General features: G+C 75.4%; 9 protein-coding genes and 1 pseudogene. 6 read left to right on the top strand and 4 right to left on the bottom strand.

The annotated features are described in order from the left end of the window. From R7226_RS28870 to R7226_RS28860, 3 genes and pseudogenes are all read left to right on the top strand, one after another. Positions 1-997, top strand: a pseudogene (locus R7226_RS28870) (hypothetical protein); the annotation flags it as partial. A gap of 133 nt (positions 998-1,130) precedes the next feature. After that, a complete protein-coding gene (locus R7226_RS28865; protein ID WP_318600931.1) occupies positions 1,131-2,849 on the top strand; it encodes a sensor histidine kinase in 1,719 nt (572 codons plus the stop codon). Further along, entirely contained in the window at positions 2,837-3,481 is a 645-nt protein-coding gene (locus R7226_RS28860) for a response regulator transcription factor (RefSeq protein ID WP_318600930.1), read from the top strand. The genes R7226_RS28865 and R7226_RS28860 overlap by 13 nt, the downstream gene beginning before the upstream one ends. A 13-nt stretch (positions 3,482-3,494) precedes the next feature. Here R7226_RS28860 and R7226_RS28855 read toward each other — a convergent pair whose 3' ends face one another. Then, complete coding sequence (locus R7226_RS28855) at positions 3,495-4,655, bottom strand: serine hydrolase domain-containing protein (protein WP_318600929.1); 1,161 nt, start codon at positions 4,653-4,655, stop codon at positions 3,495-3,497. Positions 4,656-4,736: 81 nt separating this feature from the next. Between R7226_RS28855 and R7226_RS28850 the strand changes: the two genes are divergently transcribed. Both R7226_RS28850 and R7226_RS28845 read left to right on the top strand, forming a co-directional pair. Then, the gene (locus tag R7226_RS28850; RefSeq protein WP_318600928.1) at positions 4,737-5,063 is read left to right on the top strand and encodes a hypothetical protein; all 327 of its coding nucleotides are present in this window, start codon (positions 4,737-4,739) and stop codon (positions 5,061-5,063) included. A gap of 74 nt (positions 5,064-5,137) precedes the next feature. Beyond that, positions 5,138-6,868, top strand: a complete 1,731-nt coding sequence (locus tag R7226_RS28845) for a sensor histidine kinase (protein ID WP_318600927.1) — start codon at positions 5,138-5,140, stop codon at positions 6,866-6,868. 37 nt (positions 6,869-6,905) lie between these two features. Here R7226_RS28845 and R7226_RS28840 read toward each other — a convergent pair whose 3' ends face one another. Then, entirely contained in the window at positions 6,906-7,583 is a 678-nt protein-coding gene (locus R7226_RS28840; protein WP_318600926.1) for a type 1 glutamine amidotransferase domain-containing protein, read from the bottom strand. A gap of 125 nt (positions 7,584-7,708) precedes the next feature. Between R7226_RS28840 and R7226_RS28835 the strand changes: the two genes are divergently transcribed. Further along, entirely contained in the window at positions 7,709-8,587 is an 879-nt protein-coding gene (locus R7226_RS28835; protein ID WP_318600925.1) for a LysR family transcriptional regulator, read from the top strand. A gap of 36 nt (positions 8,588-8,623) precedes the next feature. Here R7226_RS28835 and R7226_RS28830 read toward each other — a convergent pair whose 3' ends face one another. Further along, positions 8,624-13,306, bottom strand: coding sequence for a hypothetical protein (locus tag R7226_RS28830; RefSeq protein ID WP_318600924.1), 4,683 nt, complete (start codon positions 13,304-13,306; stop codon positions 8,624-8,626). Between the two features lie 287 nt (positions 13,307-13,593). After that, positions 13,594-14,228 (bottom strand): HtaA domain-containing protein (locus R7226_RS28825; RefSeq protein ID WP_318600923.1); only part of this gene is annotated, 635 nt, incomplete at its 5' end.

Here is a 14,228-nt window from a genome sequence, read left to right as displayed (position 1 = left end):
CGGCGCGGTCGACGCGACGACCGGCGGCGCGGGCGGCGGCGGCGGCGCCGGCGGCCAGAACTTCGTGACCGCGACCGCGACGAGCGTCGCCCCCTTCCAGCTGGCGCCCGCGCCGGCGGACGGCGTCGCGGTCATCAGCTACGAGCCGCTCGCGGCGCCGCAGGTGCGCACGCAGCCGACGCTCTCCGGCGTCGCGCAGATCGGCAGAGCGCTGACCTGCGAGCTGGGCACGTGGAGCGGCTCGCCGGCGCTCGCCGTCGCGTGGCTGCGCAACGGCCAGCCGATCCCCGGCGCGACGACGGCGACCTACACGCCCGCGACGGCTGACGCCGGCCAGCAGATCGCCTGCCAGGTGACGGCGACCAACGCCGCCGGCACGACCGTCGCGAGAACGCCCGCGATCACGATCCCGGTCACGACCGGCCCGGCGAACGCGACGCTCCCGACGGTCACCGGCAGCTCCGCGATCGGCAGCAGAGTGACGTGCAACCCCGGCACGTGGACCGGCACGCCGACCTTCACGTACGCGTGGCTGCGCAACGGCAGAGCGATCAGCGGCCAGACGGCGGCCACCTACACGCTCGGCAGAGTGGACGCCGGCCAGGCGATCCAGTGCGCGGCGACCGCGACCGTCGCCGGGCTGACCTCGACGGCGCAGTCGGCGGCGGTCGGCGGACCGGCGCGCCTGGTGATCCTGACGACGACCGCGCTCGTCTCGCGCACCGGCGGCGTCACCGTCCAGGTCGCCTGCTTCGGCCCGACCGACTGCGCCGTGCCGAGAATGACCGCGACCAGCGGCCAGGTGATCGCCCGCGCCGGCGCTCGCACGATCCGCTCGGGCAACAGCTCGCGCTACGTGATGACGCTCGGCAGACGCGGCCTCTCGAAGCTCGGCAGAGCCGGCTCGTCGATCCCGGTGCGCTTCGTCAGCACCCCGACGGGCGGCTACGGCGGCAACGCCCGCCTGACCTTCGTCGCGCTCAACGGCGCACGCTGAGGCAGGCACGGTGGCGGGCCGGGATCCCCGGCCCGCCACCGCGGCCGGCGCGGGCGAGCGGACCGCGGGCCGGGACGCTCGATAGCCTGGGTCGTCCCCCGCGTCTCGGAGCCATGGAAGGTGGGGCGAGGACGTGTCAGCCGTCGCGACGACACCTGCGCAGGACCATGCCCCGTACAGCCGGCGGCAGGCGCTGACGCTCGCGGTCGGGCAGGTCGCGGCCGGCGCGCTGATCGCCGGCCTCGTCGAGCTGGCGCTGTTCTACTCCGGCAACGACGACCCGCCGGCGTGGCCGGCGGTCCTGTACGTCGCCGGCGCCTGGATCTACGTCGCCGCCGGCACCGTCGCGTGGCTGCGCCGGCCGGGCAGCCGGATCGGCTTGCTGATGACGATCGGCGGCTTCGCCTGGCTCGGCGCCGGCCTGATCAACACCTCGGTGCCCGCGCTGGTGGCGGCCGGCAGCATCGTGCAGACGGTCCCGATCGCGATCCTCGTGCACCTGCTGCTCGCCTTCCCCTCGGGCCGGCTCCGCGGCACCGCCGAGCGCGTCACGGTCGCCGGGATCTACGGCGTCTCGCTCGTGCTGCAGGCGCCGCGCTACCTGCTCGCGCCCGGCCCGTTGCAGATCGACGAAGACCCGCAGCTGCTCGACGTCGCCGCGTGGACGCAGCGCGGGGTCGCGACCGCCTTCGTGCTGGTCGCCTGCGCGCTGCTGCTGCGACGGCTGCGCGACGCGCCGCCGGCGCAGCGCCGCGTGCTGGGACCGCTGTCGCTCTACGGGGCCGTCGCGGCGCTCGCGATGCCGCTCGGCGCCGGCATCGTCGACCTGCTCGACGGCCGCGGCGCGATCCTGCTCAGCTGCGTCCAGATGGGGCTGACCGCCGGCGTCACGGTCTTCTTCGCGATCGCGGTCTCGCGCGGCGGCTTCGCCCGCACCGGCCAGATCGAGGAGCTGGGCGCGCGGCTGGGCGGCGAGGAGGGCCGGCGCGAGGGGCTTGCCGAGGTGCTCGGCGAGACGCTCGGCGACAGCTCGCTCGAGCTGCTGTTCCGCGTGCCCGGCGAGCAGAGCTGGGTCAACGGCGCCGGCGTCGCGACGGTCCCGCCGGCCGCGAGCACCCGCCGCGGCGTCGCCAAGGTGCAGCTCGGCGACGAGACGATCGGCGCGATCGTCTACGACGCGACGCTGCTGACGCGCTCCGACGAGGTGCGCGAGGCGGCGCAGATCGTCGCGCTCGCGCTCGACCGCGAGCGGCTGACGGTCGAGCTGCGCGCCTCGCGCGCGCGACTGGTCGAGGCCGGCGACGAGGAGCGCCGCCGGATCGCGCGCGACCTCCATGACGGGCTGCAGTCGCGGCTGGTGCTGCTGGCGGTACAGGCGGGCGTCGCGCCCGGCACGAGCAGCGAGCTGCGGGAGGGGATCGAGGTCGCGATCGACGAGCTGCGCGCGCTCGTGCACGGCGTGATGCCGGCCGAGCTGACCGAACGCGGGCTGCCCGCGGCGGTCAACGAGCTGGCCGACCGGATGCCGATCGACGTCGTGCTCGAGGTCGCCGGCTTTGAGCGGCGGCCGTCGCCGGCGGTCGAGAGCACGGCCTTCTTCGTGACCGCCGAGGCGATGGTCAACGCCGTCAAGCATGCCCGCGCCGACGAGCTGACGGTGACGCTGGCGCACGGCGAGCGGGCGCTGCGGATCGAGGTGCGCGACGACGGGACCGGCGGCGCCGGGGCGCGCAGCGGCAACGGGATCCGCTCGATCGCCGACCGCGTCGAGGCGCTCGGCGGCAGGCTGCGGATCGACAGCGCGACCGGTGCCGGCACGCGCGTGATGGTGGAGCTGCCATGCGCGTCGTGATCGGCGAGGACCAGGCGCTGATGCGCGCCGGCCTGGCGCTCGTGCTGGAGCAGGCCGGCTTCGAGATCGTCGCCGTCGCCGGCGACGCCGAAGACCTCGTGCGCAAGACCGCCGCCCACCGTCCCGACCTGCTCGTCGCCGACATCCGCATGCCGCCGACGCACACCGACGACGGGCTGCGCGCCGCGCTGGAGCTGCGCCGGCGGCTGCCGGGGCTGCCGGTGCTGGTGCTGTCGCAGTACCTCCAGCGCGACTACGCGGTCGAGCTGCTGGAGAGTGGGGAGGAGGGCGTCGGCTACCTGCTCAAGCAGCGGATCGCGGACGTCGAGCGGTTCGTCGCCGACCTGCACCGGATCGTCGCCGGCGGCTCCGTGCTCGACCGCGAGGTCGTCGCGGCGATGGTCGGCCGCTACCGCAGAGGCGACCCGATCGGACGGCTGACCGACCGGCAGCGGGCGGTGCTGGAGCAGATGGCAGAGGGCCGCAGCAACGCCGCGATCGCCGAGCAGCTCGGCGTCAGCGAGAAGGCGGTCGTGCGGCACACCTCCAACATCTACGACGAGCTGGGGATCGACCGCACGCCGGAGGACCACCGCCGCGTGCTGGCGGTGGTCCGCTACCTGTCGCTCTGAGCGGCCCGCGCGCTCAGCCGCGCGGCAGGGTGCCCGGCGCGACGACCTGCGCCAGCGCGTTGAAGATCGCCGGCGCGGGGTTGCCGGCGGCGGTCGCGATGTCGGCGTTCGTCATCACGACGATCGAGAGTCTGCGCGCCGGCAAGTAAGCGATCTGCGTGTTGAAGCCGGGCAGCTCGCCGCTGTGCATCAGCCAGCCCTTCGCCTTCCCGATCGCGAAGGCGTACGCTCTCCCGCCGCTCGCCGAGGCCGGGTTCGGCTGCAGCCGGACGCGCTGCGTCGCCGGCTTCAGCAGCGTGCCGCTGCCGACCGCGCGCGTCCAGCGGCGCAGGTCGCCGAGGGTCGAGGTGATCTGGCCGGCGGCGCCGGCGAACGTCGGGCTCCACGCGGTCGCGTCGAGGATCTCGCCGTCGGAGCCCTGCAGCGTGTAGCCGTGCCACGACGGCCGCGGCAGCCGCGTCGAGGCGACGTAGCTCGTGTGGCGCATCCCGAGCGGCGCGAACAGCTTCGTGCGCATCACCTCGGCGAGCGGTCTGCCGGTCACCTGCTCGACGATCTGCCCGAGCATGACGAAGTTCGTGTTCGAGTATCTGAAGCCGTGGCCGGGCGCGAAGTCGCGCGGCAGGCCCGCGGCGGCCGCGATCAGCTCCGCGGGGGTGAAGACCGTCTGCGGTCTGGCGAGGTATCTGCCGGCGATCGTCGGGTCGAGGCTGTAGCTGGCGATGCCGCTCGCCATCGTGCCGAGGTCGCGGATCGTGATGCCGCCGGCGCCGGCCAGCGTCGGGAACCAGCGCTCGATCGTGTCGTCGAGGCGCACTCTGCCCTCGTCGACGAGCTGCAGGACCAGCGTGCCGGTGAAGGTCTTGGTGACCGAGCCGATGCGGGTGTGGTCGGTCAGCGTGGCACGCGCCCCGGTCGCGCGGTCGGCGGTCCCGCGCGCGGCGGTCCAGCCGCGGTCGCCGACCCACACGCCGGCGATCACGCCGGGCGCCCACGTCTCCGCGAGCGCCGCGTCGAGGGTGCGGTCGAGCCGCTGGCTCGTGCGTCTGCCGAGCTGCTGCGCCTGCGCGTTCGCGGCGAATCCGAGCAGGAGCGCGGCGGCGACCGCGACGAGCGTCGCGAGGGTGAGCGGGCGTCGGCGCCGGTCGTGCGGGCGCGGCAGGGCGAAGTCCATCGCACGATGATCGCGCGTGCGGGCGGCGAGCGCCGTGGACCTAGGTCCATTCCGGGCGGCGTGCCCGCTAGCTTGAAGGTCATGCAGGACGAGCTTCCGACCTTCTCCTACACGATCGAGCCGCTGCCGCCGACCCAGCTGGGCCGCCGCTGGCGCTGGCAGCTGTGGCGCGGCGAGCGGCTGCTCGCCGGCGGCTGGCACTACGGTCAGCGGCAGGCGCTCGGCGCGCTGCGCACCGCGACCTCGCGCGCGACGCACGAGCTCGCCGGCCTCGTTGCGCTGCGACCCGAGCGCGCCACGAGCGATGGCCGCTTCTTCGCCGGCGCGACCGTCCAGCTCGACTGCGGCGCGCTGCGCTGCATCCTCGCGCCGCGGCTCTCCGAGGCCGCCGCCGCGAGCGTCATGTAGGTCCGCGGCCGCGCGGCAGACAGTGGACCTAGGTCGCCTTGTCGTCGCGCGAGCGTCTGGCAGGGTAGGCGGAGATGATCCGCGCGGCGACAGACCGACTGCCGGCCGTCGCGGTCCTGCCGCGCCGCCATGCGCTGACGCTCGCCGTCGCGGGGCTCGCCGCCGCCGCGCTGCTGTTCGGGCTGAGCGTCCTGGCGCTGCTCTACTCGGGCGTCTCCGAGCCGCCGCCGTGGCAGGCCGCGCTGTTCGTCGCGTGCGGCTGGGTCTACGTCGCGGCCGGCGCGGTCGCCTGGCTGCGACGGCCCAACAGCCGCATCGGCCTGCTGATGGTCGCGGGCGGCTTCGCCTGGCTGACGGCGGCGCTGTGGAACTCGCCCGTGCCGGCGCTGCAGGCGGCCGGGCAGGTCGTCTCGACGCTGGGGATCGCGCTGCTGATCCACCTGCTGCTCGCCTTCCCCTCGGGCCGCCTCGACGGGACCGCGGCGCGCGTGACGACGATCGCCGCCTACGTCACCTCGCTCGTGCTGCAGGCGCCCAAGTACCTCTTCGGCGGGACCGGCCCGCTGTCGGTCGCTGATCGCCCCGACCTGTACGACGCCGGGGTGTGGACGCAGCGCGCCTGCGGTGCGCTGGTCGTGATCGCGGCGACCGTGCTGCTGGTGCGCCGGCTGCGCGCGCTGCCGCCGCCGCAGCGGCGGCTGCTGGCGCCGCTGGATGCCTACGGGATCGTCGCGATCCTGCTGCTGCCGACAGGGCGCGCGCTCGCCGACCTCGACGGCGCGGCCGACTCGCTCAACGTCTTCGTGCTGCAGATCGCCCTGATCTCCGGCGCGCCGATCGCCTTCGCCGTCGCGGCGCTGCGCGGCGGCTTCGGGCGCACGGCCGAGCTGGAGGAGCTGGGCGCGTGGCTCGGCGCCGAGGACCGCGGCCGTCCGCAGCTGTCCGACCTGCTCGCCGCCACGCTCGGCGACCCGACCGTCGAGCTGCTGTTCCGCGTGCCCGGCAGACAGGGCTGGCTCAACGGCGCCGGCGTCACCGCGGTGCCGCCGACCGCGAGCGCCGGTCGCGGCGTCGCCGAGGTCGAGCTGGCGGGGACGACGATCGGCGCGATCGTCTACGACGCGACGCTGCTGCCGCGCCCGGAGGAGGTGTGCGCCGCCGCCCGCGTGATCGCGCTGGCGCTCGACCGCGAGCGGCTGACGGTCGAGCTGCGCGCCTCGCGCGCGCGACTGGTCGAGGCCGGCGACCAGGAGCGCCGCCGGATCGCGCGCGACCTCCACGACGGGCTGCAGTCGCGGCTGGTGCTGCTGGCGGTGCAGGCCGGCGTCGCGCCGCTGCCGGAGGCGCGCACCGAGCTGCGGCTGGGGATCGAGACGGCGATCGACGAGCTGCGCGCGCTGGTGCACGGCGTGATGCCCGCGGAGCTGACCGAGCGCGGCCTGCCGGCGGCGGTCGAGGCGCTCGCCGACCGCATGCCGATCGCCGTCGTGCTCGAGGTCGACGGGCTGCGCGCGCGGCTGCCGCCGGCGGTCGAGAGCACCGGCTACTTCGTCGTCTCCGAGGCGCTCGTCAACGCCGTCAAGCACGCCCATGCGAGCGAGCTGGCGGTCGGGTTGGCGCGGCTTCCGAGCGACCTGCTGCGGATCGAGGTCAGCGACGACGGGATCGGCGGCGCCGGCGCGCGCGGCGGCAACGGGATCCGCTCGATCGCCGACCGCGTCGAGGCGCTCGGCGGCCGTGTGCGGATCGACAGCGCGACCGGCGCGGGCACGCGCGTCGTGGTGGAGCTGCCGTGCGCGTCGTGATCGGCGCGGGCCACCGCCGCGTGCTCGCGCTCGTGCGCTACCTGCCGGCCTGAGCGAGCAGCTCCACGAGCGCCTCCGCGAGCGGTCTCGCCGAGGCCGGGTTCTGGCCGGTCGCGAGGCGGCCGTCGACCTCGACATTGGGCTGCCAGAGGTCCGCCGCGGTGTGGACGGCGCCGCGCTCGCGCAGCGTCGCGGCGAGCGGGAAGGGGACGGTGCCGGCGAGGCCGACCGCCTCCTCCTCGGCGTCGGTGAATGCGGCGACGGTCTTGCCCGCGACGAGCGGGCTGCCGTCGGAGAGCGTCAGGTCGACGAGCGCCGCCGGCCCGTGGCAGACGGCGGCGATCGCGCCGTCGCGCTCGTAGACGGCGCGCGCGACGGCCGCGATCGCCGGGTCGCGGAAGTCCCACATCGTGCCGTGACCGCCGACGAGGAAGACCGCGTCGTAGCCGGCCGGATCGACGTCGGCGACGCGGAGCGTCTCAGCGACTCTCGCCTGCGCGACCGGGTCGTCGAGGAAGGCGGCCTGGAGCGGATCGGAGCGGTCGGCGCTGTCGGCCGGCGCGTGGCCGCCGCGTGGCGAGGCGACGTCGACCGCGATGCCGGCGGCGGTCAGGACCGCCCACGGGTGAGCGGCCTCGCCGACGTGGAAGCCGGTCGGACGGCCGGTGTCGCCGAGCCTGTCGTGGGAGGTGACGATCATCAGTACGCGCGGCATCTCGTTGCTCCTTCGGGGGATTCCGGTTCGCTGGGCGATCCTCATCCTGCGTCTCGGTAGGTATGCCCGCCAACGCGCAAACATGGCAACTGGTATTCCTTTTGGTTATGGCTGGGCTCGAACGGATGCGCATCTTCCTTGCCGTCTACCGCAGCGGCTCGGTGACCGCGGCCGCCGCGCAGCTGCATCTCTCCCAGCCGGCCGTCTCCAAGCAGCTGCGGGCACTGGAGCTGGAGAGCGGCCGGCCGCTGTTCGTGCGCGGGCCGCGCGGCGTCGTGCCGACGCAGGAGGCCGACCGGCTCGCGCGCGAGGTCGGGCCGCACCTCGACGCGCTGGAGGGCGCGACCGCGCGCCTGGTCGGGCGCGGCACGGATGCGACCGTCCACGTCGGCGGGCCGGCCGACCTGCTGTCGATCGCGGTCGCGCCGGCGCTCGCAGCCGCGCCGGGGGCGCCGCGGCTCCGCCTCCACACGGGCGTCGCCGACGAGGTGCTCGACCGGCTCGCCGCCGACGAGCTCGACATCGCCGTCGCGGCGCGCCCGCTGAGACGGCCCGGCGTCCGGCAGGAGCCGCTGTTCACCGAGACGCTGGTGCTCGTCGGCAACCCGGCGTGGGCGGCGCGGCTGCCGGCCGCGACGCTCGACGCCGCGCCGCTCGCGGCGCTCGCGGACGTGCCGCTGGTCGCCTTCGACGAGGAGCTGCCGCTGCTGCGGCGTTACTGGCGCGAAGTCTTCGGCGCCTCGCTCGACGCCGGCGCCGCCGTCACGCTGCCCGACTTCCGCGGCGTCGTGCGGACCGTCAGCGCCGGGGCGGGCGTCAGCGTCGTCCCGCGGTACGTCGCGGCCGGGGCGATCGGCCGCGGCGAGCTGGTCGAGCTGCACGCGCCGAGCAGACGGCCGCGCAACCCGATCGCGCTCGCCTTCCGCCCGCCCGCGCTCGGCCGCCCCGGCGTCGAGATGGTGCGGGCGCTGCTGCGCGCGGCCGCCGCCGGCTGGGACCGCTGACGGGCGGACGCTCCGAGGAGCGCCCGCCCACGTCCGTCAGCGCTTCGGGCAGCCCGCGATCGAGAGCCGCGGGTGGCGCTTGAGCACGCGACCGTTCTGCGCCCGCAGCGTCTGCACCGCGGCGGCGCGGCGTGACTCCTGCGTGCACAGCGCTCTGACGTTGCCGACCGGTGAGATCTTCGCCGGCAGCGTCAGCTGGAAGCGCGACAGCGGCACGTCGGGGATCGTGTCGAAGGTCGTCGTCAGCCGCAGGTCGCGGCTGATCGTGACCTTGCCGACGAGGTCGATCGCGACCTCGCCGCGCAGCTGCACGACGAGGTCGGGCAGTCTCCGCACGGGGCTTCTGACCATGTAGACGGCGCCGCTCAGCGGCCCCTTCAGCAGCGGCGTCGTCGCGCTCGCCGAGCCGACGCGCGCCGCCTCGCAGTTGCCGGCGTCGTACGCCGCCTGCGTGCACGCTCTGCGGATGACCTCCAGGCGCGCGTTGATCGTGCGCGGCAGCATCAGCTGGACGCTGCGGTTCGCCGCCTGCGCGGCCGGCTGCGTCAGCGTCGCCACCAGCGACGTCTTGCGGCGCGCGCCGACCTCGCCTCTGCCGCCGACCTTGACGGTCAGCTTCGGCGTGTACTTCAACGCCGCGCAGTCGCCGACCTGGAAGCGCGCGCCGACGTTCGCGACCGCCCCGCCGACCGCGCTGACCGCGGCGCCGACGCGGCGCTCGGAGCAGCTCGTCGGGTTGAGCATGAAGTCGGGCCGGTCGATCGCGATGCGGACCGAGCGGATCTGCAGCGGGATCCCCTGGAGGATCGTCGGCAGCGGGTCGGAGACGACGCGCAGCACCGCGGTGCGCTTGTCGACGTGCACCGCCGCGCGCACGACGACCGTTCCGAGGTCGAACGGGCCGGCGACCGCCGGCACGACGATCGCGAGGCTGTACGGCGCGCCCTTGTACGGACCGGCGACGTAGACGCGGCCGGGCAGGCCGAACGGCTGCGTGCCGGGGCCGGCGGTCGTCTGCGCGCTGCCGACGCGCGACTCCTCGCCGCAGCTGCCGGCCGCCGCCTGCGCCTCGGCGCAGAGCGGCACGCGGCCGATCTTCGGCAGCAGGCCGGGCGGCAGCGTCACGTCGATCGCGCGCAGCAGGTCGTCGCCGTCGCCGCGCGAGAAGCCGAGCGAGAACGCCGTCGCCTTGCCCGCGGCCGGGTTGGCCGTGCCGGCCGAGAAGCCGGGCGCGAAGCCCGTCGCCGCGCACGGCGCGCCGGCGCCGTCGCCGCTGACCGCGTGGGTGTCGTGCGAGACGGCCGTCGCGCCGCCGCCGTAGGGCGTCAGCGCGAACGTCGTCGTCGCCGGCCCGCACTGGCGCGCGTTGGCGAGGACCGCGCGCGGTCCGCCCTTCAGCGTCATCCGCAGCGCTGAGAACGGCAGCTGCGGGTTCTGGTCGAACGTCGTCGTCAGACGGCCGCTGACGGGGTCGGCGTCGATCCGGCCGGCGAGCTTCAGCCGCACGCCCTGCCCCGCCGCGACCAGCACGATTCTCAGCAGCTGCGACGTGCTCGGGGCGGCGAGGAAGACGGCGCCCGTGAGCGGCTCGGACAGCAGCGGCGTGTCGATCGAGACGTCGCCGATCTTCGCTCCGTGCGGGCAGTCCGGCGCCGCGAGGCTGTCGAGTCGCAGCTGCGCGACGCTGCACCCCTGCAGACCGGCGGCGGCCGACGGCGAGACGACCGTCCCCTCCGGCAGTGTCACGACCGCGCGCTGCAGCGGCGGCGTCGCGAGCCCGTCGGGGTCGGCGTTCTGCGGCACGGCGAGGTCGATCGTCCAGCCCGACGGCGCGCCGGCTCTGGGCTCGTCGGCGCGTGCGCTGCCGCGGCCGGCGAAGCGCAGTCTGTCGCAGCCGGTCGGCTGCGCCAGCGGCGTCTCGGCATGCAGTCGTCTGCCGGGGGCGTCGTAGCTCTCGATCGACATCCGCACCGGGACGGCGGCGTCGCACGACGAGCCGTTGGTCAGGAACGGCTTGCGCGGCGCGCTGCTCGACGTGCCCGACCCGCCGCTGCAGACGCTCCCCGCGCCCAGACCCTCGTCGAGGCAGGCGACGCCGCGTCTTTCGTCGTGGCCGGGGTCCGCCGGGACGCCCCACAGCGTCAGGTCGGTCGAGACGAGCGCCGCCAGCGTCGGCAGGTTGTCGATCGTCGTGCGCAGCCCGTGGTCGCCGTCGCTGCGGACGGAGACCTGCAGCTTCACGGTCAGCATCGCCCAGAAGCCGAACTCGGCCGGCACGCCGTGCGACGGCACGAGGTTGTAGACCGGGACGACGCCCTCCTTGAGCAGGAACGTTCTGACTCTCACGACGCCGATCTGCGTCTCCGGCGGGCACATCACGAGCACCTCCTCCGCGCAGCGCGGCGTCGCGGCCGGGTCGCCGACGATCCCGGGCGGGAGGTCGACGATCACCGTCTTGGCGGTCTCCGCCGGCTGGTCGAGCAGGCTGCCGGTCGCCGGCTGGATCGCCGGGCTGCTTCTCAGCGCGAAGCTGACGTTCAGGTCGGGGTGGGCCGCCGCCTGCGTGTTCGACAGCCCGGCCTGGAAGCTGTTCGGCACGAGGCTGAACCCATCGGCCGCCTGTGCGGAGGCCGCGCGGGCGGAGGCCCGTCTTCCCTTCAGCACGAACGTCGCGCGGCGCGGATCGGCGCCGCCCGTCTGCGTCACGTCGAGCCGCACGCGCAGCGCGCCGCGGCGGGCGAGCTGTCTGCGCGCCGCGCTCGACAGCCGCACGCGCAGGCGCGCGGTGCCGGCCTTCGCGAGCGTCGTCGCGGCCGTGTCGGCCGTCGTCCAGCGCTTGCCAGCGCGGATGCGCAGCGTCGCCGCGACGCGGCCGGCCGTCGTCGCGCGGACCGCGACCGTCAAGGTGCCGCCGGCGGCGAGCCGGCGCTTGCCGGCCGCCGTGACCTTGGCGAGCTTGATCGCGGCGGTCGGCGGCTCGGGCTGCTCGGCGTCGCCGGCGCCGCGGAACTGCTCGGAGCCCGTGGGCGTCTCCGGCGCAGGCACGACCGCGTCGCCCTGGCAGAGGTCGCCGACGCAGTTCGCCGTCGGGTCGACGGGCGCCGGCAGACCTCCGCCGGCGCGCGCGACGTAGAGCTTGCGATGGTGGTCGTCGATCCACGGCAGCAGCTTCGCGGTCGTCGCGAAGAAGGCGTCGCCGCGCGGGCTGACGCCGGCGAGCGTGCCGGTCGTGCCCGACTGGCCCGAGCTGATCAGCGTGAGCGCGCCGTCGCGCCAGCGGTAGACGTCGAACTCGTTGTTCCAGTCGAGCGAGTCGTGCGCCTCAGTCGTCTGGAAGTAGACAGCGGCGCCGTCGGCGGAGATGCGCGGCGTCGGCCCGGCGAAGTCGGTCGGCGGTGAGCCGAACTCGGCCCCGGAACGCGTCACCGCGGAGGACTCCTCGTCGCACGAGACGCAGGCCAGCGCACCGTCCGCCGTCGCGCGGAAGACCTCCTTGCGGCCGTCGCCGTTGCCGGCGAATCTGCCGCTTCCCGTCCACGCGATCACGGCGCCGTCGGCCGTCAGCTGCGTCAGGTCGGCGGCCGCCCAGCCAGCCGTCCGCTGGAAGGCGAACGGCTCCGGCGCGCTGCCGTCCTCGTCGTGGACGCGGGCGATGCTGCGCGCCCCCTCGCCGTCGCTCCAGACCCAGAGCTCGTCCTCGTCGCCCGGCAGGCTCGTGGCGAACCAGAGGCGTCTGCCGTCGTCGGAGGAGATCGCGGAGGTCAGCGTTGCGGCAGCGGCGTCGGTCGCCGCGCCGGTCACGCGGGTGCGGGCGCCGCTGGCGACGTCGTAGCGGTAGACGTCCTCGGCGCCGTTGGCGTCGGCGGGGTCGAGCGCCAGCGCGGTGCGGAAGAAGACGGCGGAGCCGTCGGCGGCGTTGCCGACGTAGGCGGCGGCGCCGTCGGAGCCGGAGGCCGGCGCGGACAGGTCGACCGTGTGGCCGTCGCGCCACAGCAGCACGTGGCTCTCGATCGTCGTGCCGGCATCCGGGTCGGGGCAGCTGTTCGAGGTCAGCACGACCGAGCGGCCGTCGGCGGAGATGCCGCTCTGGCCGAGCACGCCGGTCCCGCCGCCGTCGGCGACGATCGCGCCGCAGGTCGCGACGCGCGCGTCGTCGCCGCCGATCGCCGCGACCTGCCCGCGCTCCCACAGGAAGACGCCGGTCGGGTCGGCGATCTCCGGGTACGGCGTCGCGCCCCAGTACGGCACGACGACGACGCGCTCGACGTCGGCCGAGCTGCCGGCGTATCTGACGCCGCTGCCGACCTTCGTCCAGGAGCCGTCCGGCTGGCGGATCCCGAGCTGGTTGGGGGCGATGTTCGGCTCGGCGTGGTAGGCGACGACCATCCGCGAGAGGTCGTCGGTGCCGTCGAGGAACGTCGGCGGGAAGAAGATCCAGGCGCCGGGCGGCGTCAGGTCGCGGCGCTCGGCCTGCCAGCCGGCGGCCGTGCGGCTGGCGACCGTCAGCCCGCGCGGATCGGCCGTCCAGCTGCCGAGCACGGCGCGGTCGCCGTCGCCCCAGGCCCAGTGCGTGCTGACGTCGATCCCTCTGGAGGCGAGCGGCGAGACCAGCTCGTACGCCGTGCCGTCAGGCAGCTCGGCGGCGGCGGCGCCGGGCAGCGCCGCGGCTCCCGCGACGGCGACCGCCGCGGTCAGGAGACCTGCGACCGCGCGTCTCACGCGAGACCTCCCGAGCGGCCGCGTGCGCCCACGCGGAACTGACGGCCGTGGGCGCGCGCGTACGCGCCGCCCACCCTGCCGGTGGCCGGAACCATTGCGTCCTACCTCTCCTCAGCGACCTGGCTTCCCCTCGTCAGCGGGGATCGCACGATGCGCGCGCGTGCCCGGCCGGAAGCCCTCTGAGACACACAATAGACATTGGTGTCTCAGGAGCGCAACTGGCATGTCGGCGCTCGACGGGAATGCAGCCCGCCGAGCGCGTGGTCGCTTGAAGCGGCCCGGCGGCCTCAGTCCACGACGTCGGCCGAGAGCGTGATCGGGTCGAGCTCGGCGCCGGCCTGGAGGAAGCTGCCGAGCAGGCCGGCGGCCGCCGTGCTCAGCTCGCCGGCCGCCGTTCTCAGCGTCAGGCGTCTGCCCGCGACGACCGGGGCGCCGTCGAGCGGGAAGCTGCCGAGGTCGACGCGGCCGTCGGCCGACGGCGTGCCCGCGAGCGTGCTGTCGAGCGTGACGCGCGCGTTCACCGTCACGGTCGTGCTGGTGATCGTGAAGGTCGGGTCGCGCAGCGCGAGCCGGAAGAAGTGGCCCGGGTAGTCGAACGTGACGGTGCCGCGGTGCTCGACGACGCCGGCCCCGGTGGCGGGGTCGTAGTCGCCGGCGACGGCGCTGAACGCGAACGGGACGTCGGCCGGGCAGCCGCCCTTGGTCGACGGCGGGTCGGTGTCGCAGGTGGCGCCGGCGGCGACGCTGATCGGCGGTCTGCCGTTGCCGTTGAAGACGTAGGAGCGGAAGCTCGCGCGGAAGCCCCAGTCGGTCGTCCCGATCGCGACGATCGGCTCCTCCGGCGCGGGCTGCTCCGGCTGCGACGGCGCGGGCGGCGCCGGCTGGGCGGGCGGCGCGGCGGGCGCGCCCGGGGTCGCGGGCG

It is taken from the genome of Conexibacter stalactiti (assembly GCF_033542075.1).
Taxonomy (GTDB): Bacteria; Actinomycetota; Thermoleophilia; order Solirubrobacterales; family Solirubrobacteraceae; genus Conexibacter; species Conexibacter stalactiti.
This window is presented reverse-complemented; position numbering and strand designations above follow the sequence as displayed.

Bases quoted from the DNA above. Each gene is read 5' to 3' on its own strand.
- R7226_RS28860 (WP_318600930.1), top strand. From the start codon at position 2,837: ATGCGCGTCGTGATCGGCGAGGACCAGGCGCTGATGCGCGCCGGCCTG.
- R7226_RS28855 (WP_318600929.1), bottom strand. From the start codon at position 4,655: ATGGACTTCGCCCTGCCGCGCCCGCACGACCGGCGCCGACGCCCGCTC.
- R7226_RS28850 (WP_318600928.1), top strand. From the start codon at position 4,737: ATGCAGGACGAGCTTCCGACCTTCTCCTACACGATCGAGCCGCTGCCG.
- R7226_RS28845 (WP_318600927.1), top strand. From the start codon at position 5,138: ATGATCCGCGCGGCGACAGACCGACTGCCGGCCGTCGCGGTCCTGCCG.
- R7226_RS28840 (WP_318600926.1), bottom strand. From the start codon at position 7,583: ATGCCGCGCGTACTGATGATCGTCACCTCCCACGACAGGCTCGGCGAC.
- R7226_RS28835 (WP_318600925.1), top strand. From the start codon at position 7,709: ATGCGCATCTTCCTTGCCGTCTACCGCAGCGGCTCGGTGACCGCGGCC.